Origin of the sequence: Nostoc sp. DedVER02 (assembly GCF_034530675.2) — a bacterium.
GTDB lineage: Bacteria > Cyanobacteriota > Cyanobacteriia > Cyanobacteriales > Nostocaceae > Nostoc.
Map to the genome: position 1 here is coordinate 90686 of NZ_JAVRCP020000022.1, position 22167 is coordinate 112852.

Annotated in this window: 19 protein-coding genes, 1 other RNA gene and 1 pseudogene; 17 read left to right on the forward strand and 4 right to left on the reverse strand. The window is 41.8% G+C overall.

Features of this window, described 5'->3' with window-relative positions; all coding sequences use genetic code 11:
* The first annotated feature begins 59 nt into the window (after positions 1–59).
* Positions 60–377, forward strand: a complete 318-nt coding sequence (locus tag RMZ41_RS21090) for an RNA-binding protein (protein WP_322641160.1) — start codon at positions 60–62, stop codon at positions 375–377.
* A 202-nt stretch (positions 378–579) separates the two neighbouring features.
* On the opposite strand, the gene RMZ41_RS21095 is transcribed toward RMZ41_RS21090, so the two are convergent.
* Positions 580–1317, reverse strand: a complete 738-nt coding sequence (locus RMZ41_RS21095; RefSeq protein WP_322641159.1) for a 2-phosphosulfolactate phosphatase — start codon at positions 1315–1317, stop codon at positions 580–582.
* A gap of 76 nt (positions 1318–1393) precedes the next feature.
* On the opposite strand from RMZ41_RS21095, the gene RMZ41_RS21100 reads away from it, so the two are divergent.
* Entirely contained in the window at positions 1394–1522 is a 129-nt protein-coding gene (locus RMZ41_RS21100; RefSeq protein ID WP_322641158.1) for a hypothetical protein, read from the forward strand.
* Positions 1523–1688: 166 nt separating this feature from the next.
* A complete protein-coding gene (locus tag RMZ41_RS21105) occupies positions 1689–2870 on the forward strand; it encodes a class I SAM-dependent methyltransferase (protein ID WP_322641157.1) in 1182 nt (393 codons plus the stop codon).
* Positions 2871–2913: 43 nt separating this feature from the next.
* On the opposite strand, the gene RMZ41_RS21110 is transcribed toward RMZ41_RS21105, so the two are convergent.
* A complete protein-coding gene (locus RMZ41_RS21110) occupies positions 2914–3051 on the reverse strand; it encodes a hypothetical protein (RefSeq protein WP_322641156.1) in 138 nt (45 codons plus the stop codon).
* A 326-nt stretch (positions 3052–3377) separates the two neighbouring features.
* Between RMZ41_RS21110 and RMZ41_RS21115 the strand changes: the two genes are divergently transcribed.
* The 9 genes from RMZ41_RS21115 to ssrA all read left to right on the forward strand — a co-directional run bounded on the left by RMZ41_RS21115 (position 3378) and on the right by ssrA (position 10365).
* On the forward strand, positions 3378–3860 hold the full coding sequence (locus RMZ41_RS21115; protein ID WP_322641155.1) for an ATP synthase subunit I: 483 nt from the start codon (positions 3378–3380) through the stop codon (positions 3858–3860).
* Positions 3861–3921: 61 nt separating this feature from the next.
* Positions 3922–4683, forward strand: coding sequence for a F0F1 ATP synthase subunit A (gene atpB / locus RMZ41_RS21120; protein WP_175586935.1), 762 nt, complete (start codon positions 3922–3924; stop codon positions 4681–4683).
* A gap of 149 nt (positions 4684–4832) precedes the next feature.
* Positions 4833–5078 (forward strand): ATP synthase F0 subunit C, encoded by a 246-nt coding sequence (gene atpE / locus RMZ41_RS21125; RefSeq protein WP_012411162.1) that lies wholly within the window; start codon positions 4833–4835, stop codon positions 5076–5078.
* 182 nt (positions 5079–5260) lie between these two features.
* Entirely contained in the window at positions 5261–5692 is a 432-nt protein-coding gene (locus tag RMZ41_RS21130) for a F0F1 ATP synthase subunit B' (RefSeq protein ID WP_118167294.1), read from the forward strand.
* Between the two features lie 192 nt (positions 5693–5884).
* Entirely contained in the window at positions 5885–6457 is a 573-nt protein-coding gene (locus RMZ41_RS21135) for a F0F1 ATP synthase subunit B (protein WP_322641154.1), read from the forward strand.
* Positions 6454–7008: an ATP synthase F1 subunit delta gene (atpH, locus tag RMZ41_RS21140; protein ID WP_322641153.1), complete on the forward strand. Its 555-nt coding sequence runs from the start codon at positions 6454–6456 to the stop codon at positions 7006–7008. Before RMZ41_RS21135 ends, atpH begins: the two co-directional genes overlap by 4 nt.
* A gap of 147 nt (positions 7009–7155) precedes the next feature.
* Complete coding sequence (gene atpA / locus RMZ41_RS21145) at positions 7156–8670, forward strand: F0F1 ATP synthase subunit alpha (RefSeq protein WP_322641152.1); 1515 nt, start codon at positions 7156–7158, stop codon at positions 8668–8670.
* A gap of 177 nt (positions 8671–8847) precedes the next feature.
* Positions 8848–9795: a F0F1 ATP synthase subunit gamma gene (locus tag RMZ41_RS21150; RefSeq protein WP_322641151.1), complete on the forward strand. Its 948-nt coding sequence runs from the start codon at positions 8848–8850 to the stop codon at positions 9793–9795.
* 180 nt (positions 9796–9975) lie between these two features.
* Positions 9976–10365: a transfer-messenger RNA gene (ssrA, locus tag RMZ41_RS21155) on the forward strand.
* Positions 10366–10973: 608 nt separating this feature from the next.
* On the opposite strand, the gene RMZ41_RS21160 is transcribed toward ssrA, so the two are convergent.
* Complete coding sequence (locus RMZ41_RS21160; protein WP_322641150.1) at positions 10974–11429, reverse strand: helix-turn-helix domain-containing protein; 456 nt, start codon at positions 11427–11429, stop codon at positions 10974–10976.
* A gap of 996 nt (positions 11430–12425) precedes the next feature.
* Between RMZ41_RS21160 and RMZ41_RS21165 the strand changes: the two are divergent.
* The 4 genes and pseudogenes from RMZ41_RS21165 to RMZ41_RS21180 all read left to right on the forward strand — a co-directional run bounded on the left by RMZ41_RS21165 (position 12426) and on the right by RMZ41_RS21180 (position 18009).
* A pseudogene (locus RMZ41_RS21165) lies at positions 12426–13480 on the forward strand (IS630 family transposase).
* Positions 13481–13838: 358 nt separating this feature from the next.
* Positions 13839–15578 carry a diflavin flavoprotein gene (locus RMZ41_RS21170; RefSeq protein ID WP_322641149.1) on the forward strand — a complete coding sequence of 580 codons (1740 nt, stop codon included), beginning with the start codon at positions 13839–13841 and terminating at the stop codon, positions 15576–15578.
* Positions 15579–15699: 121 nt separating this feature from the next.
* A complete protein-coding gene (locus tag RMZ41_RS21175) occupies positions 15700–17412 on the forward strand; it encodes a diflavin flavoprotein (RefSeq protein ID WP_322641148.1) in 1713 nt (570 codons plus the stop codon).
* Between the two features lie 417 nt (positions 17413–17829).
* Entirely contained in the window at positions 17830–18009 is a 180-nt protein-coding gene (locus tag RMZ41_RS21180) for a hypothetical protein (RefSeq protein ID WP_322641147.1), read from the forward strand.
* Between the two features lie 20 nt (positions 18010–18029).
* Here the strand turns inward: RMZ41_RS21180 and RMZ41_RS21185 are convergent, their stop codons facing one another.
* Positions 18030–19322 (reverse strand): dicarboxylate/amino acid:cation symporter, encoded by a 1293-nt coding sequence (locus RMZ41_RS21185; RefSeq protein ID WP_322641146.1) that lies wholly within the window; start codon positions 19320–19322, stop codon positions 18030–18032.
* A gap of 193 nt (positions 19323–19515) precedes the next feature.
* On the opposite strand from RMZ41_RS21185, the gene RMZ41_RS21190 reads away from it, so the two are divergent.
* Positions 19516–22146: a DNA polymerase III subunit alpha gene (locus RMZ41_RS21190; RefSeq protein WP_322641145.1), complete on the forward strand. Its 2631-nt coding sequence runs from the start codon at positions 19516–19518 to the stop codon at positions 22144–22146.
* Positions 22147–22167: the final 21 nt, after the last annotated feature.

Sequence of the window (22167 nt, forward strand, 5' to 3'; positions counted from 1 at the left end):
TTAACAAGCTTGTCTCCGAAATCTAAATCTCTACACACCTATGATTTTGGAGATAACGCATGTCAATTTATGTAGGCAATCTATCCTACGAGGTAACATCAGAAGACCTCACATCAGTTTTTGCTGAACATGGTTCTGTAAAGCGTGTTCAGTTACCTACTGACCGTGAAACTGGTCGTCCACGCGGCTTTGCTTTCGTAGAGATGGGTACAGAAGCTGAAGAAACAGCTGCCATTGAAGCTCTTGATGGTGCTGAGTGGATGGGACGCGACCTCAAAGTTAACAAGGCTAAACCGAAGGAAGATAGAAGTGGTTCCTTTGGTGGTGGCGATCGTCGTGGTGGCGGTGGTGGTGGATACAATCGTGGACGCTACTAAGCTTTAATTAATATCAAAAATTAAGTTTTAACGTTTAACGTTTTCAGGGCAGATTAATGATTCTGCCCTTTTTGCTCTCCGGTCTACTGGATTATTCAAAATTGCCCTATTTTCTTGAGAAAAGTAATTTTGACACAACCATTACCTGGGAAAAACACAAGGGTAATTTGGCAAGGCAAAGATATCCAAATATGGGAGATGCTTAATTAACTTTGTAAGCAGAATTTACATAGGCGTTATCAATAAACAAAGGCACGCAATCACTAATGTTGTAAGCTGCGGACAGTTCAACATCTGACTCAAAACCTTTTTCAATCAACTCTTTACCCGAACTACATTTTTTTAAGTACCCCAGTAAATCTTGCTGGAAAGCTTGAAATGTTGCCACAGCAACTTCTGCCTCTGGTGATAGACTGCCATGTAAATAACTGAGAATTGCTCCAGCACCAATTAAATCTTCAAATGCAGGACGTAGGCTATCATCTTCTTTCCACCTCTCACCAGCAGGAATCACAGCGATTTTATCGCCATACTTTTGAGCAAACTCCGCTACAGCTTGGCAATTTCGCAAGCAACCAGCCAAAGTTGATGTATTCCCTGTTTGTAAAGTTAGAAAAGACCCATTAGGTGACGGTAAAACTAGTCTAGTTCCAGCAGTAATTTCAGCTACCGATTTTGGCGACAGAGAATATCCAGTTGTAGTCCAACGTTGTCTCTGACTTGCCAACTCTGCTTGCACTGACTTGGCGTAATCTATGGCTGATTCATCTTTATATGCGTAGGGAAAAATTATCGCGCCGTTGTTAGTGGCAATTTCTACGCAGGTAGAAAAAGAGAGAACGTCAACTATCACAATTACATCACTGATGGGGGCAAGTTGAGCAACTCCTTGTGCGCCCCATTCACAGCGTAAATTAAACTCTGATTGATTGTAAATCATTGGAGCGATCGCAAAAGCAATATGATAAAAATCAAACCACTAAAAAGTAGAAAACCCTTAAATTAAATTTGCAGGAATGCACAAAACTAATCCTCTTTTTGCTGAGGTGCTGGAATACATAGAAGCTGAAGGAAGTCAAATTGACTTAGAGAATGAGCCAAAGCGAGTATTAAGTCATGATGCTGGCAAATTTACGCGGAGTTAGTTAAGCAAAAGATACTTAAACAGTAGTGTTTTTACTTAAACAACTTCCCTACCTAAAATATATGGGTTGATAGCGATGTCTACGGCGGGCTGCGCCTACGCAATGATTTGTCTACCTGAAGTGTCCACCATTCGCTAAACTCAGAAATGCTGCGTTATTCCTCATCATGTCTGATTCTCAAACTGTTAGTGCTGCTGTTGCCAAACTCTACAATACATATCCCTTTCCGCCGGAAGCTTTGTTGGATGAACCACCTCCAGGCTATAACTGGCGCTGGAATTGGCTAGCCGCTCATAATTTCTGCACAGGTCAAAAACCCCAAAAGCAAGATATTCGGATTTTAGATGCAGGTTGCGGTACTGGTGTAAGTACAGAGTACTTGGTTCACCTCAACCCCCAAGCTTCTGTTGTGGGAATTGACCTCAGTACTGGTGCTTTAGATGTAGCAAAAGAACGTTGTCAGCGTTCTGGGGCTAACCGTGTTGAGTTTCATCACCTCAGCTTGTTTGATGTGGAACAGTTACCAGGTGAGTTTGATTTAATTAACTGTGTTGGCGTTTTGCATCATACCCTCGATCCAATTCGCGGTATTCAAGCTTTGGCAAAAAAGTTGGCTCCAGGCGGCTTGATGCACATTTTTGTGTACGGTGAGTTGGGACGCTGGGAAATTCAACTCATGCAAAAAGCGATCGCACTTCTGCAAGGTGACAAAAAAGGCGACTACCGCGATGGTGTCCAAGTCGGGCGAAAAATATTTGCTTCTTTACCAGAAAATAACCGAATTGTCAAATACGAAAAGCAGCGCTGGTCATTAGAAAATCACAAGGATGAACATTTTGCTGATATGTACGTTCATCCTCAAGAAATTGACTACAACATTGAGACGCTGTTTGAATTAATTGATGCTTCGGGATTAGAGTTTATTGGTTTCTCAAATCCGAGTTTCTGGGATTTGGAAAGGCTTTTGGGCAAAGCACCAGAGTTAGTAGAACGGGCAAAAGATTTGAGCGATCGCCAGCTTTATCGCCTGATAGAATTACTAGATCCAGAAGTAACTCATTACGAATTTTTCCTCGGTCGTCCTCCCTTAGCCAAAGCTGACTGGTCAGAAGATAATGCTTTATTGGCAGCGATTCCCGAACTTAATCCTTGTCTTGAAGGATTTCCCAGTCAATGCTTCTTTAATTACAATTACCAAATTGTTAATTTATCTGTACCAGAGTTTGAATTTATGCAAAAATGTGATGCTAATTCTACAGTTGCAGATATTTTAACAGATGTGCAACTGGGATTAGATGAAGTAAGAGCGCTTCTTCAGCAGCAACTGATTTTATTGACACCAGCTTAATAAAACTGAACTCTGTTACTGGCTTAACAAAGGCAATTTATACTCATGGTGATGAGCGATCGCCCATCACCACTTTTGGTAAATTAATGTAAATTAGGAAAGTACCCAAGAAACAGGGTATTGCACATCCTAAAAGTTGGAGTTTTTTGGAATTTAGCAGTGGTGCGATTTTTAATGACAAGCCGCTACTCTACAATTTCTGATTTGCGGTACGTCCATACACTCCTCAAGCACCAGTTGATTTTATTGACACCGACTTAATTCAAACACCAAGATGTTATGTAACGACTTTGGAGGAGGATAATCCACTCAAAAAAGCTGGAATTGGAAGAAAATTTGAATTTTCCGGCAAAGATTATTGATTATTCATCCGCACACTCCCTTACATCATCAGCCACTCTCTTACTTCAGGGAGCGCAATTTTACTGACTGTCTAAGGTTGACAAGAAGTTAATTGTTTTTTCCTAAAGTATTGTTACCGGATCGTGATATGATTCAGCTGACTGAATGTGCAGTCATCATAATTTAGCTGTACTGGTTTCAAGTCTCGTGAGCTTGTCAGACGAATCAATTGCGCCCACTCCGACAACGCAACAAGATGCTAAAACTGGTTCTGGAGACACAGAATCAGGTAACTCTATGCAAGAGTTTTATCAACTCTTCCAGCGATTGTTGGTAATCACGCTTGTCTTGACGGGGGTTATTTTTATCTCTGTGTGGATTTTTTATTCCTTAAACATTGCCCTAAATTATTTAATTGGGGCGTGTACAGGTGTGGTTTACTTAAAAATGTTGGCTAGAGACGTTGAGCAACTTGGTAGTGAAAAAACCAGTTTGAGCAAAACTCGTTTTGCTCTATTTATTGGAGTCATGATCGTAGCAACTCAATGGCGTGAGCTACAGATTTTGCCCATATTTTTGGGATTTCTAACTTACAAAGCCACGCTCCTCGTCTATATGGTGCAAATTGCGTTCATTCCTGATTCTTAAAAAGTTCAGGCTCACAAAGATAGTAATCCCATCCTCGCTTGTTGGGGAAAAAGCTTGAAGAATGCAAATGCTTAGTGTCTTAAACGCCTTTAATTCTTTTCCCCTCGCCGAATTAGAAGTAGGTCATCATTTCTACTGGCAGTTGGGCAATCTTAAAATTCATGGGCAAGTTTTTCTCACCTCATGGTTTGTGATTAGCATTTTAGTAGTGGCTTCAATAGCTGCTACTCGCAACGCACAAAGAATTCCCAAGGGTATCCAGAATTTGATGGAATACGCCCTAGAATTTATTCGTGATTTGGCCAAAAACCAACTTGGTGAGAAAGAGTACCGCCCTTGGGTGCCATTTATTGGCACATTGTTCTTGTTTATTTTCGTATCGAACTGGTCAGGGGCACTAATTCCTTGGAAGCTCATCAAGCTACCTTCGGGCGAATTGGCTGCTCCCACCAACGACATCAATACGACTGTTGCATTGGCACTGCTAACTTCCTTAGCGTACTTTTACGCGGGTTTTAGCAAACGGGGTTTAGGCTACTTTAAGAAATATATAGAGCCAACACCCGTTTTGTTGCCGATCGCAATTCTTGAAGATTTCACCAAGCCACTCTCCCTAAGCTTCCGGCTATTTGGTAATATTTTGGCGGATGAATTGGTTGTAGCGGTATTGGTGCTGCTAGTTCCTCTATTTGTACCTCTGCCTGTAATGGCCTTGGGTTTATTTACCAGTGCCATTCAAGCCCTGGTTTTCGCCACCCTAGCCGGAGCATACATTCATGAGGCAATGGAGGGGCATGGCGGAGATGAGCATGAGGAGCATTAAACTTCTCAGTTGATAGCACAGTTCCAAGAGCATATTCGCTCAAAACATCGCAAAGCGCGATTTAAAAGAAGCGAGTGCAGCGTGAAAATCACGTTTCTAATCGTTAACGTACTTTTGTTAGTTTTGTAATCAAAGCAAGGAAAATCAACATGGATCCATTAGTTCAGGCTGCTTCAGTTCTCGCTGCTGCTTTAGCGATTGGTTTAGCTGCAATTGGCCCTGGTATTGGTCAAGGTAACGCTGCTGGACAAGCAGTAGAAGGTATTGCTCGTCAACCTGAAGCAGAAGGAAAAATTCGCGGTACTCTGCTATTAACCTTGGCATTCATGGAATCCTTGACTATCTATGGTCTAGTAATTGCCTTGGTATTGCTGTTTGCTAATCCTTTCGGCTAATACCTGAAAATTTTTGCGAGTGTGGAGACGTGAACCATCACGCCTCTACAATCAAAATCTTTTGGGTATCGTAATATTTCTAATGTTCAGTTGACCCTTGTTGGCTATGGGTCTCTAAAATATGAAAGGTTGGATGACGTTGCTAGCCATGAAAACTGCTACTCCAGCCAAAGAGGAGACAAATGTTTGATTTCGATGCTACCTTGCCCTTCATGGCATTGCAATTCCTGCTACTAGCAGCTTTATTGAATGCAATTTTCTATAAGCCACTGACCAAGGTACTAGACGATCGCGATAATTACATCCGAACGAATACCCTTGAGGCGAAAGAAAGCTTGGCTAAAGCCGAGCGCTTGGCTACCGAATATGAGCAGCAACTCGCAGACGCTCGCAGACAATCGCAAGCTACTGTAGAAGCCGCTCAACTTGAAGCTAAGAAAATTACTGCCGAAAAAATCGCTGAAGCCCAAAAGGAAGCTCAGTCTCAACGAGAACAAGCTTCTGTTGAAATAGAACAACAAAAGCAAGAAGCTTTTCGCACCTTAGAGCAACAAGTTGATGCTTTAAGTCGGCAGATTCTAGAAAAACTATTGGGGCCAACTCCAGTTAGATAAGCTAACGAGATTGGTTCTGTGTAAAGCATACGCGCAACTGGCCCCTAGTCCAGAGCGCTTAATTAAGTGTCAAAAAAAGGCACTTTTTCCCTTCTGGGGAAAAGATACTTAAATTTCCTTTCCTTGGGGAAAGATACTTAATTTCCCTTCGGGAAAATACAACGTATTAGCAAGCGAGCAGCGCACTTGTAAATGGGTATCATGGGGACATTCTTATTACTTGCCGCAGAAGCGAACGCTGTTCACTCTGAATTGGCAGAAGGCGCAGCAGAAGGTGGTTTCGGTCTAAACCTAGACATTTTTGAAACCAATCTGATTAATCTAACGATTCTGGTTGGCATCTTATTCTACTTCGGACGTAAAGTTTTAAGCAATATCCTGAACGAGCGACAATCCAATATTGCCACCGCAATTCAGGAAGCAGAAGGGCGCTTAAAAGAGGCAAAGACAGCCCTTTCCCAAGCGCAAGAGCAGTTGAAGCAATCTCAGGCAGAAGCAGAACGTATCCGCCAATCGGCTGTAGAAAACGCGCAAAAATCGAAAGAAGCCTTGTTAGCGAAGGCAGCGCAAGACGTAGAACGCTTGAAACAGACGGCAGCAGCAGATTTAAACACCGAAACCGAGCGAGCGATCGCTCAACTACGGCAACGAGTTGCTACACTAGCATTGCAGAAAGTCGAATCACAGCTTAAAGGTGGGATTGCCGACGATGCTCAACAAAGTTTAATTGACCGCAGCATCGCACAACTGGGAGGCAATGTATGACAAGTCAGGTAGCAACAGCCGAAGTCGCACAACCTTATGCACAGGCGCTTTTGTCAATAGCGCAATCGAAAAATTTGACAGAAGAGTTCGGGGAAGATGCGCGGACTTTTCTGGGACTGCTCAAGGCAGACAAACAGCTACAAAACTTCTTCAGCAACCCGTTTATTCAGTCTGAGAACAAAAAAGCTCTCATCAAACAAATACTCGGTGAAGGCGCTAACCCCTACTTACGTAACTTTTTGTTAGTGCTAGTAGACAAACGCCGTATTGCATTCTTGGAATCGATTTTTCAACAATATCTGGCGCTGTTGCGGCAGCTGAATCAAACCGTATTAGCGGAAGTAATTTCAGCCGTTCCCCTCACAGAAGCTCAACAGCAGGCAATTACAGAAAAAGTCATTGCCATAACTAATGCTCGCCAGGTAGAACTAGAAACCAAGGTAGATAGTGAGTTAATTGGTGGTGTGATCATTAAAGTAGGTTCGCAGGTAATTGATGCCAGTATCCGGGGTCAACTGCGTCGCCTTTCATTGCGCTTAACTAATAGCTAAAAAATTGGGACTGGGGACTGGGGGCTGGGTACTGGGGACTAGGAAAAAGATTATAGTCATAAATTCTTTCCATCCCTAATCCCTAATCCCCAGTCTCTAATCCCTAGTCCCTTATACTTCCGTCTCGAAAGCAAACAAGATAGACACATGAGCATATCAATTAGACCTGACGAAATTAGCAGCATTATCCAACAACAAATCGAGCAATACGATCAAGAGGTCAAAGTTGCTAACGTTGGTACCGTCTTACAAGTAGGTGACGGTATTGCCCGGATCTATGGTCTGGAAAAGGCTATGTCTGGGGAACTTTTGGAATTTGAAGATGGCACAATTGGTATCGCCCAGAACTTAGAAGAAGACAACGTGGGCGCGGTGTTGATGGGTGAAGGGTTGGAAATTCAAGAAGGTAGTTCTGTAACCGCTACTGGTAGAATTGCTCAGATTCCAGTAGGACAAGCCTTAATTGGACGTGTTGTAGACGCTTTGGGTCGCCCCATTGATGGTAAGGGAGACATAAAATCCTCAGACAGCCGTTTGATTGAATCTCCTGCACCTGGTATTATTGCTCGTCGGTCTGTACACGAACCCATGCAAACGGGGATTACAGCTATCGACTCAATGATTCCCATCGGTCGGGGTCAACGAGAATTGATTATTGGCGATCGCCAAACCGGAAAAACTGCGATCGCGATCGACACCATCATCAACCAAAAAGAAGAAGATGTAGTTTGTGTATACGTTGCGATCGGTCAAAAAGCTTCTACTGTAGCTAACGTGGTGCAGACATTGCAAGAAAAAGGCGCGATGGATTACACCGTCGTCGTTGCTGCTAACGCCAGTGACCCTGCAACCCTGCAATATCTAGCTCCTTACACAGGCGCAACTATTGCCGAGTACTTTATGTACAACGGTAAAGCTACCCTGGTAATTTACGACGATCTTTCCAAGCAAGCCCAAGCTTATCGTCAAATGTCCCTGTTGCTACGTCGTCCACCCGGACGCGAAGCTTACCCTGGAGATGTATTCTACATTCACTCCCGCTTGCTAGAAAGAGCAGCAAAGCTGAGTGACGAATTAGGTAAAGGCAGCATGACCGCCCTACCAATCATCGAAACCCAAGCCGGTGACGTATCAGCATACATTCCCACCAACGTAATTTCTATTACCGATGGTCAGATATTCCTGTCTTCTGACTTGTTTAACGCTGGTATCCGTCCGGCTGTAAACCCTGGTATTTCCGTATCCCGTGTGGGTTCTGCGGCTCAAACCAAGGCAATGAAAAAGGTTGCCGGTAAGATTAAATTGGAATTGGCGCAATTTGACGACTTGCAAGCCTTTGCACAATTTGCTTCTGACTTAGATAAAGCCACTCAAGACCAGTTGGCGCGGGGTCAACGGTTGCGCGAACTTCTTAAGCAGCCACAAAATTCGCCACTCTCAGTATACGAGCAAGTAGCGATTTTATACGCTGGTATTAATGGTTACTTAGATGATGTACCTGTAAATCAAATAACCACCTTTACCAAAGGTCTACGTGATTACTTAAAGGGTGGTAAATATGCCCAAGGAGTACAAGGATCTAAAGCATTAGGTGATGCAGAAGAAGCTGCTTTGAAGGAAGCGCTGACCGAATACAAAAAGACCTTCAAAGCTACAGCGTAATTAGTCATTAGTCATTGGTCATTGGTGAGCCAGTGCGGTCTTCTCCCAGGGGGAGACGCTAAAAGCGATGGGGGTTTCCCCCATAAGCAACTGGCGAACCCGAAGGGTCATTGGTATAGAACTAATGACTACTGACTAATGATAAAGGACAAATGACTAACTACTAAGGAAAAAAATATGGCCAATCTAAAAGCAATACGCGATCGCATCCAGTCGGTCAAAAACACCAAAAAAATCACAGAAGCCATGCGCCTCGTAGCTGCGGCTAGAGTGCGTCGGGCGCAAGAACAAGTGCTAGCGACTCGCCCCTTTGCCGATCGCTTGGCACAAGTATTATATGGTTTGCAAAGCCGTCTGCGCTTTGAAGAAGCAAACCTACCACTACTGAGAAAAAGAGAAGTTAAGTCAGTTGGGCTGTTAGTAATTTCAGGCGATCGCGGTCTATGCGGGGGCTACAATAGTAACGTTATCCGTCGTGCAGAAAACCGCGCCAAAGAAATCAAAGCAGAAGGTTTAGACTATCAATTCGTACTAGTTGGGCGCAAAGCTACACAATACTTTCAACGCCGCGATCAGCCCATTGATGCTACCTACAGTGGTTTAGAGCAAATCCCCACCGCAGAAGAAGCCAATCAGATTGCTGAACAACTACTTTCCTTATTCCTTTCGGAAGAAGTTGACCGCATCGAGTTAATCTACACCAGATTCCTTTCCTTGGTTAGCTCCCGTCCTGTCATCCAAACCTTGCTACCTCTAGATCCGCAAGGACTAGAAGCAGGCGATGACGAAATCTTCCGCTTGACAACCCGTGGCGGTAAATTTGAAGTCGAACGGGAAAAAGTTACTAATCAAGTCCGCACGTTGGCTCCTGACATGATTTTCGAGCAAGATCCAGTACAGATCCTCGATTCTCTGTTACCTCTCTATCTGAGTAACCAGCTATTGCGGGCGTTGCAAGAATCCGCTGCTAGCGAACTAGCAGCGCGGATGACAGCTATGAGTAATGCCAGTGAAAATGCGGGTGAATTGATTAATACCCTCACACTGTCTTACAACAAAGCTCGACAAGCTGCAATTACCCAAGAACTCCTTGAGGTTGTAGGTGGTGCTGAAGCACTAACTTAGAAAAATACTTGTTGTGGATTGTGACAAATAGCCAATTGCTAATGGTTTCAAAATTAGCGATTGGCTATTTCCAGTAATTAGAGCCATATATCCTGACTTTGATAACTACGAATTACGAATTACGAATTACGAATTACGAATTACCAAATCCCGTATTATAATTGAAATATAGAAGCGCATGGGTCCGTCACGGTTTCGACAGGTTGGCGAACGCTGCTCTGTGATTCAGGTCGAGAGTGAGTCTCCTCTCGCAAATCAAAGGCTCAAACAAAAAGTAAATGCGAATAACATCGTTAACTTTGCTCGTAAGGATGCTCTAGTAGCTGCCTAAACACCTCTTATAGGTTCGAGCGTCTTTAGTTTGACTCCGTTAAGGACTGAAGACCAAACCCCAACGGATGCTCTAGTAAGCGTTCTTTGGTTGGCTTGCTAGCTAAGATTAAATCAGAGCATCCTACGTTCGGGATAATGAACGATTCCCGCCTTGAGGGTCAGAAAGGCTAAACCTGTGAATGAGCGGGGGGTCAATACCCAATTTGGACAGCAGTTCGACTCTGCTCGGATCCACTAAGAATAAATAACAAGTCCACCAAGCAGTTGAATGTTTAGGTGGATTTTATTTTATTAAGAAGAATTCAGAACTCAGAATTCAATATGAATTCTGTACGACTGGGTGATAGCGGAGCGGTAGCGAGTTCACGAGCATCTGAATATTGGTTTAAAACCTTGCCCGTAGTCAAGCGAAACAAATTTTCAACATTATTCCTTATTAATACTCTCTCAATACGGTTCGGATAAGCATTTTTCATTTTCCTTGTGGTCTGGGGAATGGGTTTGCGGGAAAAGGGTAAAGGATGTATTCAAAACCTTTCCCCTTTTCCCTTTCCCCTTTAACCGAACCGTATTGAATACTCTCTCCCTTTGTGGGTTGAGTATTCTGAATTCTGTTAGCGGATAGCTAAGGTTTAGCCCATTCTGAATTCTGACTCCTGTTTATTAAACAGAATTAAGTTGTATATTTTGAACAAAAAAGCGAATAGCGAATCAGTGTACCCCTCCCCAAAATCTAGCTACGTGTAGTGTCTCGTAGATAACGTTTGGATCGTGGGGGTTTAAGACTCGCACAAAAAGGTTTCTGAATTTTTCTTTAACAGTTATTGTTATTCAGCTAATTATTTTTAATAATTCTGTTCTTGAAGTTGTTTGCGTGCGCTTCCAAACTTCCTTCCCCTTTGTTTAAGTACCCGTCGTAACCGATCTGCACTTAAGCTTACCTGACGTTCAGATGCCAGTTTATTTGCTAATTGTTTCGAGTTATAAGTCTGTGAATCTTGAGCTAAACAATTTTCTAGATAAACTAAATCTGATTCTGAATATCGGGGTTTTCCACCTCTACCGGGAGCATCCCACAGACCTGCTAAACCCATCTTTTCCCAACGATGAAGGGTTTGACGAACTGTGGAAATTGCCCAGTTTAAGCCTTTAGCAATTTGCTCATTTTTTAAGCCGCGATTATTCAGCAGTAAGACTTGAGCGCGATCTTTGGTGCGTTGAGGAACATCTTTAGCTTTTCTTAACTCTTCTAAAGTCAGTTTTTCTTGCTCAGTTAGAAAGACTTTTAATCTGCATCCCATAATTAATAACCTTTTGCACAGTTAATTTTTACTATTTTTACTTGTGTTTATTTACGCCTGTATCCTTGATAATTTACGTATTTAGTAGCACACTCCCAAATTGAACTAAAAACGTTAATGATGACATTATTTCAAAGGGTGCTACGCAATAAGTATTGGCTTTAGAACGCTATTAAAGTTTGCAATTTATCATCAGCAATGGAATTTTATAAAAATTCAGGCATATCAGAAAAGACAGCATTAGCCTGTAGAGGCAAATTTATGCAATAGCCATAAGCTATAGCGTAAAACTCTGACAATAACAATTTGCTAGCGTTGTCCTGATTAATTTCTAAAACCAATAATAAAGGACTGTATCATTAAAATTCTGAGATGATTCGGATGTTTATGATGATTTATCGAAACTTTAAAAAGAATTTTTAGGATAATTCATATTTAAATGAGCGGGAAATCATACATATACAAGCCTAGTTGCTTGTTATTCAACTCATCTCTGGAAACTTGTCTTTATTATCTCCAAAAAATACTTGTTTTGTCCGCTTTACATAAAATTTATATTTTACTTCACAAAATTATTGGTTGAGACAAAAATATATTCAACACTTATTGCAGAGCAAAAATTTTATATTGGCCTCACTATTTTCCTACTTTTCCTACCTTTCCCACTTTTCCTAATTTTCCTACTTCTTGATAATATAGCGTCTTTAAAAAATAGCTATTAATCTATTTTATTAATATAATTATTTTGCATCATAATTACAGAGCTTCTTTATAAATCTTGGTATATTTTTAACATTTATACTTTATTTCCAAAAATTGACTTTAACTTCTCAACTTATCGGTTTAGGTAGGCAAGAGTCAAGAGGCAAGCTATGAGCAAACTTTTTGAGTTATCCTGAGTTTTTTCAAAAATCAGATAAGTAGGTCGGCGTGAAAAAACCAAAGTATGTAAAGATAAGTAAATACGTAGAATGCATCTATCGAGGTGACTAAGACATGGGCGCTCGTTTAAGGGTATTTCTGACTCGTGAGCAGGATAAAACTTTATTAAATCTAAGAACTGTGGATATACTACAAAAAGTCAAAGATCGAGCAGAGGTCATCAGGTTAAATGCAGATGGCTGGTATGTTGAAAAAATAGCTGCTCATTTTAACTGGACTCTACAAACAGTTAGAGAAGTTTTACATAAATGGAAAAAGCTTGGTCTGGAAGGACTTTGAGATAAAGTCGGTCGAGGAGGGAAACCGAAATGGAAGGAGTCAGACATAGTTTTCTTAGAAGAATGTCTTAAAAAAGAACCACGCACATACAATAGTTTTCAATTAGCTCAAAAATTAGAATGCGATCGCCAAATTAAACTGAGTCCTGACAGATTAAGACGGGTACTCAAAAAAAGGGGGTAATCTGGAAACGAAGCAGAAAAAGCCATAAACGAAAACAAGACCCTGTAATAAAGGAAAAAAAGCAAGCAGACTTAGATATGTTGCAGTTAGCTGCTGCTAGCGGAGAAATAGACTTAAAGTATTTAGATGAATCAGGGTTTTGTCTGTGGAGTGAACCAGGCTACACCTATTACTTTAGAGGTGAGCAAAAACGTTTGGAACAAACAAAACGTCGTGGTCGCCGACTCAGCATTATCGGGTTCCTTCAACCTTTGATCAGTTTTGTTTACGGTTTAGTTATCGGGGGTGTTAACCGCAAGTCTTATATCCAAATGATGGAGCAAGAAGCCCAAGATGCCCAAAAAACTGGACGTATTCGCGTAATTGTGCAAGATAATGGGCCGATACATCGATGCCATGAGGTACAAAAACTTTGGTCAAAGTGGGAGAGCATGGGTTTATACATCTTCTTTTTACCTAAATATTGTTCCGAAATGAATCCAATTGAATTGGAATGGCAACATCTCAAAAAAGATGAACTCTCAGGGCAAACATTTAATGATGAATTAGACCTTGCTTACGCAGTCATTAGTGGTGTTCAAACTAGGGGAGAAAGAGGAAACTACAGTATAAAACGTGTTAAATTTAACTCTGATTCTGCTAGTTAACTTTTCGTTACATACTTAAGATTTTTCCCACCCACTTACTTATGAGTTCTATATAATAGTTCTAGATTTAGGGCATTGATTTTGATGTCTTCAATTTTGATTTTTAGATAATATAAAGAAAATGATGTTTTTAAAATAGGATAAAATCAGATAAATTTTAAAATTAGATACTCAGTATAATTTTTAGAATTAAATAATATTAAGTAGATTTTTTGAGTCATGTTTTTTGCTAGAAAACAGCCATATTTGATACAAGTTAAATTTGTCAAAAACTGATATTCATTACAACTTAAACAAAAAATAATAGAGACAATGGGGGCAGAAGAAAAACCTGACAATTTGCGCTCGGAGACGAATAATGGTAGCGATGTCTACGACAGGCAATGCCCACGCAGAGAACGTTCAACATCGGCTAACTATACAAACTGTAGAAATTGCCCCTAATACAACGGCGATTCGCTCTCTTGATTGGGATCGCGATCGCTTCGATATCGAATTCGGGCTGCAAAACGGCACAACCTACAATTCATATCTAATTAGGGGTGAACAAACAGTTTTGATTGATACTTCTCACCAGAAGTTTCGCAATCTATATTTAGAGACTCTAAAAGGTCTTGTTAACCCCAAGACAATTGATTACATAATTGTTAGTCACACAGAGCCAGACCATAGCGGCTTAGTAGAAGATGTTCTCCAGTTAGCTCCTAGAGCTACTGTTTTAGCATCAAAAGTTGCGCTTCAATTTTTAGAAGGGTTAGTCCACGATCCATTTTCTAAGCGAGTTGTCAAAACTGGCGATCGCATAGATATTGGCAAAGGACACGAAATGGAATTCGTGAGTGCGCCTAACCTGCACTGGCCGGATACAATTTTTAGCTTTGACCGCAAAACCCAAATTCTCTACACCTGTGATGCCTTTGGGATGCATTTTTGTGACGATCGCACCTTCGATGAAGATTTAGAAGCGATCGAAGCTGACTTTAGATTTTATTACGACTGCTTGATGGGCCCTAACGCTCGTTCGCTGCTGAATGCCATGAAGCGGATGGGTGACTTAGGAAAGATTAATATAATTGCCAATGGTCACGGCCCTTTACTATACCACCATCTAGATGTTCTAACTGGGTGCTACGAAAATTGGAGCCAGAGACAAGCTAAAGCAGAAACCACAGTTGGCTTATTTTTTGTCTCAGAATACGGTTATGGCGAACGCCTTGGCCATGCAATTGCCGAAGGTATCCTAAAAACTGGTGTTGGCGTAGAAGTACTGGATTTGAGTACTGCTGAGAGTCAAGAAATTCAAGAACTAGCCGGGAGAGCAGCTGGCATCATTATCGGTATGCCCCCAAGTACCGCCGCCGCGGCCCAAGCTGGTATCAGTTCGCTGCTAGCTGTCGCCAAAAACAAACAAGTAGTCGGACTGTTTGAATGTTACGGTGGGGATGATGAACCCATCGATACACTCCGCAGAAAGTTTATCGACTCTGGCATCAAAGAAGCCTTCCCAGCCATTCGGATTAAAGAAGCTCCCACTGCATCTACATTCCAGTTGTGTGAAGAAGCGGGTAAAGACTTGGGACAATTGCTAGTGCGCGATCGCAACATCAAGCAGATCAAGTCTCTTGATGTCAACATGGAAAAGGCGTTGGGTCGCATTAGTAGTGGACTGTATATAGTCACTACTAAAAAAGATAATGTCTCAAGTGCAATGCTGGCATCCTGGGTAACGCAAGCGAGTTTGCAACCATTAGGATTAACAATTGCCGTTGCTAAAGACCGCGCCATTGATTCCTTAATGCAAGTAGGCGATCGCTTCGTCCTCAACGTTTTGGAAGAAGGCAATTATCAAGAATTGAAAAAGCATTTCCTGAAGCGCTTACATCCTGGTGCTGACCGATTTGCAGGAGTAAAAACTCAAACCGCTAAAAACGGTTCTCCGATTCTAACTGATGCTTTGGCATACATGGAATGTGAAATACAGAGCAGCATGGAATGCAGCGACCACTGGATTTTATACTGCACCGTCCAAGAAGGTCGTGTTTCCAAACACGATGGGTTGACAGCCGTTCGCCATCGCAAAGTAGGTAATTACTACTAAAGATTGGGGATTGGGCATTGGGCATGGGGCATGGACTATTTTCCCTGTCTCCCTCATCTTCCCCAATTCCCAATTCCCAATTTCCAATGCCCAATGCCCAATTCGCTAACTTTTAACAGCTATGATCAATTCCAAGCCACGCGACGTACAAGTTCTACCAATTGCTACAAATACTAAGGCTCTAAGGGCACGTAGTTGGTCACGTCTGCGGTTTGAAATTGAATACGCACTTGAAAGAGGTACTACCTCCAATTGCTATTTAATTGAAGCTGATAAAACCGCACTTATCGATCCACCACCAGAAAGCTTCACCGAAGTTTATTTAGAGGCATTGCGGCAGACTTTAGATTTACAAAGTTTGGATTATATAATCCTGGGTCATTTTAGCCCTAATCGAGTTGCAACCCTCAAAGCAATTTTAGAACTGGCACCACAGATAACTTTTGTCTGTTCTCTTCCCGGTGCAAACAATTTGCGTGCTGCTTTCTTAGAGCAAGATTTGAATGTCTTGGTGATGCGGGGGAAAGAAACTCTGGATTTAGGCAAAGGTCATGTTTTAAAATTCTTCCCCACTCCCAGTCCACGTTGGCCGGAAGGACTTTGTACCTACGACCAACAAACCCAAATTCTCTACACAGATAAGTTATTTGCAACTCATCTGTGTGGTGATGAAGCGTTTGATGATAATTGGGAAGCCCTTAAAGAAGACCAGCGTTACTACTTTAACTGCCTGATGGCTCCCCAAACTCCTCACGTGCAGGCAGCTTTGGAGAAAATATCAGATTTGCAGGTGAGAATGTATGCTGTGGGTCACGGCCCATTGGTACGCACCAGCTTAATTGAACTTACCAAAGCTTATGGAGAGTGGAGTCGTTCTCATAACGATCGCGAGATTTCTGTTGCTTTACTTTACGCTTCAGCTTACGGCAATACGGCGACTTTAGCACAAGCGATCGCTCTGGGATTAACTAAAGGTGGAGTTGCAGTCAAATCGATTAACTGTGAATTTGCTACCCCTGATGAAATTCGCATCAACCTAGCACAATCAGAAGGTTTTATCATTGGTTCTCCTACCATCGGTGGTCATGCGCCAACTCCCATTCATACTGCTTTAGGGATTGTGATCTCAAGCGGTGACAACAGCAAACTCGCTGGTGTATTTGGTTCATACGGCTGGAGTGGCGAAGCTTTTGACTTAATCGAAGGTAAACTCCGCGATTCTGGATATCGCTTTGGCTTTGACACCTTGAAGGTGAAGTTTAAACCTGATGATGTCACACTCAAATTCTGTGAAGAACTAGGTACAGATTTTGCCCAAGCATTGAAAAAAGCTAAAAAAGTCCGCGTACCACAACAAGCCGCTACCCCAGTAGAACAGGCTGTTGGTCGGATTGTTGGTTCCGTCTGTGTGATTACAGCGAAACAAGGAGAAGTGTCCACTGCAATGTTAGGCGCTTGGGTTTCTCAAGCTACCTTTAATCCACCTGGACTAACTGTTGCGATCGCCAAAGACCGAGCGATCGAATCTTTGATGTATCCAGGCGGTAAGTTTGCCTTAAATATTCTACCTGAAGGCAATCACCAAGATTACATGAAGCATTTCCGTAAATCTTTCGCGCCTGGGGAAGACCGATTCTCCAACTTTAGTACAGCAGTTGCAGATAATGGCTGTACAGTCCTCACCGACGCTTTAGCATATTTGGAATGCTCAGTCAATCAACGTCTAGAATGTGGGGATCATTGGGTTGTGTATGCAACTGTGGACGAAGGTAAATTGCTCAAACCTGATGCTGTTACTGCTATCAACCACCGTAAAACTGGCACTCATTATTAGATAGTGAGAAATTTAATCTAACGAAACCGCCTAAGCTCAAATATAGCTAAGGCACTCTATTACAAAAATTTTCTTTTTGATTATGGGATGGGCATCTTGCCTGTCCCAATTTTTTGTCGAGATGCAATGCAAGCTAAATGCGGAACAGCTTCGGGAGTTGCAAAGATATCTATTTAGCCTGCTTTTGTTTGCCCGTCAAAAAGCTGACCGATGGGAGGATGTAAAATAATAAAAATAATGTGTCCAATTTCAGTATTAAAGCGGAAACAACATAAATTCCTTTTATGGAATTCCGCAATTGTCACCAGGACAATTGCAAAATCGCAGTGTAGCCTTTAACTAGAAAAAGAGTATCAGGCAATTGCTAGACACAATGCCAAATATGGCCCCTAAACTTTTATAATATTTGTTGCTCTTATGACTCCAAAACACACCAAAATTAAATTTCCCCTTTGGCAATATCTGAACCAGCCTTTATTTAGTCAAGATACTAAATTAGTATTGAATCCCCAACGCTTCGCATTTATCTGGCATCTTCGGCTTCTAGAACGCTGTTGGGCTAAAGAATGTGATGCCAAAGGGCCTCAACAGCATTAGCTATCTGGAAAGCCGTCAAACTAAGCCTCGTCTACAGAACGAGGCTTTTTGCCATCAAGTAAAGCACTGACAGTCATATCTCCCATAACATTAATTGCGGTACGGCAGCGATCCAAAAACCAATCTATGGTAACTAGCAAAGCAATGTACTGGGTAGGTAAGCCTACAGAAGTGAACACTAATGTCATCGTTACCAGTCCAGCATTGGGAATATTCGCCGCACCTACAGATGCAAAAATTGAGGTCAGGATGACAATTAACTGTTGTCCTAGAGTCAGATGTTGCCCAATTAATTGAGAAATATACAACGCAGACATTGCTTCGTAAAGGGCAGTGCCATCATTATTAAAATTTGCCCCGACTAATGCCCCCAAAGCAGCAGAAGATTCCCTCAAGCCGACTTTTGTTTGCAAAACCTCAAAGGTTACGGGCATTGCTGCCGCAGAGGATGAAGTTGAGAAAGCTGTCAAAAAGGCATCAGAACCGCCAGCGAGGAATTTTAACGGGTGTACCCAAGAACCAAATTTTACTCTAGTGAGGTAGTAACAAGCCTGCAATGCCAGTGCTAACAGCACCGCCAGGATAAATGCACCTAAAGATTTAAATGGTGCAAATCCTTGCATAGCAACTGTTTTAGCAACAATCCCAAAGACGGCGAAAGGTACTAAGGCAATTACCCAGTTGAGGACGCGGACTACCGCCTCAAATAATATTCCGATGACATCCTCTATCGGCTGGTATCCTTTTTTTCCTTGGGCGATTTGTTCCGATTTTAATCCCCGCAGGACGATGCCAAAACTTAGGGCAATCACAATTAGTTGAATGACATTATTATCAACTAACGGCTTGAGGACAGCTTCTGGTACAGCATCTTTGAGTATTCCCCAAGGATCAATACTTTGAGTAGTTATTTGTGTAGTTGTTGAGGTGCTTACATTGCCCCAAGTTCCCGGACGCAGCACATTCGCTACCAAAAGTCCTACTAAAATAGCTACGGTAGTGTTAGTTAAAAGTAGCACTGCCAGCCGCCGTCCGGCTGTACCGGGGATGTTGGTAGTCATTAAGGTGTGCAGCACCGCTACCAAAATTAAGGGCGTAGCTAGGGCGCGGAGAGCTTTTAACACCAACTCAGCCGGAATTGCTAAATTGTTAATTAAGGTGGCATTACTGGGATTGGGATTCCCCGCACCAAGGGCAATTCCGACACTGACTGCGGCTATTAGGGCGATGAGAATTTGCAATGTGAGAGGGATACGCTGCCACCAAGGGCTAGCTTTGGTTTCAGACGAAGTAGTACTCTCTGTTTCACTCATTAGTTAGATGCTGATTAACTACTGTAACTATTAAAACAACACTGATGACAGTGACAATTTCGGAAAAAGAACAGCTTTAATTTTAGTTAAAAACTGCTAATGTAATATTCCATTGCTTTGCAAAATCTAGCTCGAAAGGGTATACCACAAGGTAGTCCCCTATAGATATCTTGGCTTGTAGTTGGAGATGCTTATGTCCTTTGTACCTTTACATATTCACAGTGACTACAGTCTACTAGATGGGGCAAGTCAACTACCAGAACTGGTGGATCAAGCGATCACACTGGGGATGAAAGCGATCGCCCTTACCGATCATGGTGTCATGTATGGAGCCGTCGAACTGATCAAAATCTGCCGTAGTCAAAATATTAAGCCGATTATCGGCAATGAAATGTATGTAATTAACGGCGACATTGAAAAACAAGAACGCCGTCCGAAATATCATCAAGTTGTTTTAGCTAAAAATACTAAAGGTTACAAACATTTAGTCAAATTAACTACTATTTCTCACCTCCAAGGTGTGCAAGGCAAAGGGATCTTTTCTCGTCCTTGTATTAATAAAGATTTACTCAAACAATATCATGAAGGTTTAATTGTCACTAGTGCTTGTTTAGGTGGAGAAGTTCCCCAAGCAATTCTCAGTGGTAGGCCAGATGCAGCCCGGAAAGTTGCTCAGTGGTATAAAGATGTATTTGGTGATGATTATTATTTAGAAATTCAAGACCACGGTTCCCAAGAAGACCGAATTGTGAATGTAGAAATAGTGAAAATTGCTAGGGAACTAGGCATTAAAATTGTTGCCACTAATGATTCACATTTTATTTCTTGTTTTGATGTTGAAGCCCACGACGCTTTGCTATGCATTCAAACTGGCAAGCTAATTATTGAAGATAAGCGGATGCGTTATAGCGGCACAGAGTATCTCAAATCTGGTGAGGAGATGCGGCAGCTATTTCGTGACCATTTACCGGATGATGTGATTGCAGAGGCTGTAGCTACCACTGAAAAAGTAGCCGATAAAGTCGAGCCTTACCATATCATGGGTGAGCCTCAGATTCCTACACCCCCCATTCCCTCCGGTCATACTGCTGACACTTATGCCGAAGATGTTGCATGGAACGGACTTTTAGAACGCTTAAATCGCAAATCTCGCCAAGAAGTCGATTCCGTCTATAAAGAAAGATTGGAATACGAACTCAAAATGATTCAGCAGATGGGTTTTTCCAAATACTTTTTAGTTGTTTGGGATTACATCAAATTTGCTAGAGATAATAACATTCCTGTGGGGCCAGGTCGGGGTTCTGCGGCTGGTTCATTAGTTGCTTATGCAATGCGAATTACTAATATTGACCCTGTGCATCATGGGCTACTATTTGAACGTTTTTTGAACCCAGAACGTAAATCCATGCCTGATATTGATACAGACTTCTGTATTGAACAACGGGATAAAGTTATTGATTATGTAACTGAAAAATATGGTGCAGATAGAGTTGCCCAAATTATTACTTTTAACCGTCTAACTTCTAAAGCAGTTTTGAAAGATGTCGCCAGAGTATTAAATATTCCATACGGGGAAGCTGATAAAATGGCGAAAATGATCCCTGTGGTGCGTGGGAAACCAACGAAACTCAAGGTGATGGTTTCTGATAAAACTCCAGAACCAGAGTTTAAGGAGAAATATGATAGAGAACCGCACGTTCGCCATTGGCTTGATATGGCGATGCGAATTGAAGGAACTAATAAAACCTTTGGTGTTCATGCCGCCGGGGTGGTAATTTCAGATGAACCACTTGATGAAATTGTCCCGCTACAGAAGAATAATGACGGTTCCGTGATTACCCAATACTTCATGGAAGACTTGGAATCAATGGGTTTGTTGAAAATGGATTTCCTGGGTTTACGGAACTTGACGTTGATTCAAAAAACTGTAGATTTGATTCAAGAAACGAGAGGATATCGTGTCGATCCCGATGAAATTCCCCGCCAGGAAAGAAAAGCCCAAAGGATATTAGCTAAAGGTGAACATAGCAGTTTACCTAAAGATGTACAAAAAACTTATGAATTATTAGAAGCAGGTGAGTTAGAAGGAGTATTTCAATTAGAATCTTCTGGGATGCGTCAGATAGTGCGAGATTTAAAGCCTTCTAATATAGAAGATATTTCTTCAATTTTGGCACTTTATCGGCCGGGGCCATTAGATGCAGGGCTGATTCCTAAATTTATTAACCGCAAACATGGTCGAGAAAATATTGATTATCAACACACTGTTTTAGAACCAATATTAGACGAAACCTATGGAATTATGGTCTATCAAGAGCAAATCATGAAAATTGCTCAGGATATGGCTGGATATTCTTTAGGACAAGCTGACTTACTGCGTCGGGCGATGGGTAAAAAGAAAGTTTCTGAGATGCAAAAGCAGCGAGAAAAATTCGTGGATGGCGCAGCGAAAAATGGTGTACAGAAAAAAGTTGCGGATGAATTATTTGAGCAAATGTTGAAGTTTGCTGAATATTGTTTGAGCTATGACACGGAAATATTAACAGTAGAATATGGATTGTTGCCCATTGGCGAGATTGTAGAAAAACGCATTGAATGTACTGTATACAGCGTTGATAATAATGGGAATATTTATACGCAGCCTGTGGCACAGTGGCACGATCGCGGCCAGCAAGAGGTGTTTGAGTATTGTTTAGAAGATGGTTCAGTAATTCGGGCGACAAAAGACCATAAATTTATGACTGTTGATGGTCAAATGTTGCCAATTGATGAGATATTTGAGCAGGAATTGGATTTGATGAGGGTTGAGGGTTTGCCGAATTGATGTTCCTATGTCTTGAAGTTA